This window comes from Candidatus Regiella insecticola LSR1, from assembly GCF_000143625.1.
Taxonomy (GTDB): domain Bacteria; phylum Pseudomonadota; class Gammaproteobacteria; order Enterobacterales; family Enterobacteriaceae; genus Regiella; species Regiella insecticola.
In genome coordinates, this window is sequence record NZ_GL379594.1 from 1 (window position 1) to 801 (window position 801).

Here is an 801-nt window from a genome sequence, read left to right on the forward strand (position 1 = left end):
GAATGCTTATTAATCCAAACCATTAACAAACCGCTGCCCTTTCGCTCGACAGGGTGGCAACGGTGGGATAAAAACGTACCTGAAACCGCGCTTTATGTCACCGACCAGTGGCAAGCGATTATTATTGCGATTAAAAATGCGTATTTATACGGCAAGAAAATCGTGATTATTGATGATTTTCAATACGTGATGGCCAATGAATTTATGCGCCGTTCGCATGAAAAATCCTTCGATAAGTTTACTGAAATTGGTCATCACGCTTGGTCAATTATCGATAACGCCATTAGAGAAACCCCGACTGACCTGCGTATTTATTTTTTATCCCACACCGAAGAAACTGCCTTAGGAAAAACCAAGATTAAAACCATCGGGAAAATGTTGGATGAAAAAATCACCTTGGAAGGCTTGTTTACCCTGGTGCTACGTACCGTGGTTCAGGACGGAACTTATTGGTTTACGACACAAAATAGCGGGGCAGACACGGTTAAATCCCCTATAAACATGTTCGATAGCCATGAAATTGACAACGACCTTGCCAAGGTGGATGCCACGACGAGAACCAAAACGGGCTATAGCGCGAACCGACAAAAATACCTGGCAGAGCTGATTTGCCAGCGGCTCACCGGGCAACGGGAAGACCTCTTTATTACGGCCGACATGAGGCGAGGTACCGAACTGGAAGCGGTAGCCAGTCAGGTGTATGTGTTTAATGAATTTACGTCCAATGTCACGGAGGTGGGACTGATTGATCATCTCCGCATCAAAGGGTTTGCTGCCAGTCCTGACGGATTAGTTAACGAC

The 801-nt window shown here is 45.6% G+C and carries 1 protein-coding gene; it reads left to right on the forward strand.

The features are described from left to right. A partial coding sequence (locus tag REG_RS14500) for a PDDEXK family nuclease (protein WP_006705082.1) occupies positions 1–801 on the forward strand: 801 nt, incomplete at both ends.